Raw genomic sequence first — 1,516 nt, forward strand, 5'->3', positions numbered from 1 at the left:
CCTGCCGCGCTTCCTGGCCGCCCCGGCGCCCGCGCCGGATGACTGGGCGGCCTGGCGCGCCATCCTCGCCGACCGCACCGGCCCGCCGGAAACCGAGATCAACGTGCCGCCCGATGGCCTGCGCCCCGGCTTCGGCACGGTCTCGGCCGCCATGCTGTTCCTGCCCGCCATCGGGGCGCCGGGCTTCCTCTTCGCCCCCGGCCCGCCGGACGAGCATCCGTTTGCACCCGTCCCCTGGCCGGGCTAGGCAAGAGGGGCTGGGCAGGAGGGGCTGGGCAGGGGCTTGGCCGTGGCGAGTTGGCGGGGCGGTGCCGGCGCTGCTATACCGCGCGCGCCGCTCCGACGCGGCACAGCCGGCCGGGCCGCCGGCCGCATGCTCGCCCGGGAAAGGAAGACCATGGCCCGCCGCCGTCAGCTTTACGAAGGTAAGGCGAAGATCCTGTTCGAGGGGCCGGAGCCGGGCACCCTGGTCCAGTATTTCAAGGACGACGCCACTGCCTTCAACGCCCAGAAAAAGGGCGTGATCACCGGCAAGGGCGTGCTGAACAACCGCATCAGCGAATACCTGATGACGCGACTGGGCGAGATCGGCGTGCCGACGCATTTCGTCCGCCGCCTCAACATGCGCGAGCAGCTGATCCGCGAGGTCGAGATCATCCCGCTGGAGGTGGTGGTCCGCAACGTCGCCGCCGGCAGCCTGTCCACCCGGCTCGGCATCGCGGAGGGCACGCGCCTGCCGCGCTCGATCATCGAGTACTACTACAAAAGCGACGAACTCGGCGATCCGATGGTCACCGAGGAACACATCACCGCCTTCGGCTGGGCCTCGACCCAGGACATCGACGACATCGTCGAGCTGACCCTGCGCATCAACGACTTCCTCACCGGCCTGTTCCTCGGCGTCGGCATCACCCTGGTCGACTTCAAGCTGGAGTTCGGCCGGCTGTGGGAGAACGACGAGATGCGCATCGTCCTCGCCGACGAGATCAGCCCCGACAACTGCCGCCTGTGGGACAGCAAGACCAGTGAGAAGATGGACAAGGACCGGTTCCGCCGCGACCTCGGCCGGGTCGAGGAAGCCTATCAGGAAGTCGCCAAGCGCCTCGGCATCCTGCCGGAAGCCGGGATGCGCGACCTCAAGGGCCCGGAGACGATGCAATGAGGAAGACGGGGCAGTGAGGAAGACGGGGCAATGAGCGAGGCGGGGCAGTAATGCGCGTCGTCGTCACCGTGATGCCGAAGCCCGGCGTGCTCGACCCGCAGGGACGGGCCGTCGGCCACGCGCTGTCCAACCTGGGCTTCGCGGGCGTGGGCGAGGTGCGGATCGGCAAGGTCGTCGTCCTCGACCTCGCCGAAACCGACGCCGACGCCGCCCGCGCCATCGGCGAGGACATGGCCCGCCGCCTGCTCGCCAACACCGTCATCGAAAGCTACCGCGTCACCGTGGAAGCCTGACCATGAAGCATCGTGCCGTCGCCGCCTGCCTCGCCCAGATCGGAAGAGCACACGTCTGAAC

At 69.0% G+C, this 1,516-nt stretch carries 2 protein-coding genes and 1 pseudogene; all 3 read left to right on the forward strand.

What is annotated here, in order from left to right; all coding sequences use genetic code 11:
- Window positions 1–247: pseudogene (locus tag B8460_RS22310) on the forward strand (NRDE family protein); the annotation flags it as partial.
- Between the two features lie 150 nt (window positions 248–397).
- On the forward strand, window positions 398–1,162 hold the full coding sequence (gene purC, locus B8460_RS17360; RefSeq protein WP_048862879.1) for a phosphoribosylaminoimidazolesuccinocarboxamide synthase: 765 nt from the start codon (window positions 398–400) through the stop codon (window positions 1,160–1,162).
- A 50-nt stretch (window positions 1,163–1,212) separates the two neighbouring features.
- Entirely contained in the window at window positions 1,213–1,455 is a 243-nt protein-coding gene (gene purS, locus B8460_RS17365; protein WP_048862880.1) for a phosphoribosylformylglycinamidine synthase subunit PurS, read from the forward strand.
- The last annotated feature ends 61 nt before the right edge of the window (window positions 1,456–1,516 follow it).

Source organism: Acidisphaera rubrifaciens HS-AP3 (assembly GCF_000964365.1).
Classification (GTDB): Bacteria; Pseudomonadota; Alphaproteobacteria; order Acetobacterales; family Acetobacteraceae; genus Acidisphaera; species Acidisphaera rubrifaciens.

Bases quoted from the DNA above. Each gene is read 5' to 3' on its own strand.
- purC (WP_048862879.1), top strand. From the start codon at position 398: ATGGCCCGCCGCCGTCAGCTTTACGAAGGTAAGGCGAAGATCCTGTTC.
- purS (WP_048862880.1), top strand. From the start codon at position 1,213: ATGCGCGTCGTCGTCACCGTGATGCCGAAGCCCGGCGTGCTCGACCCG.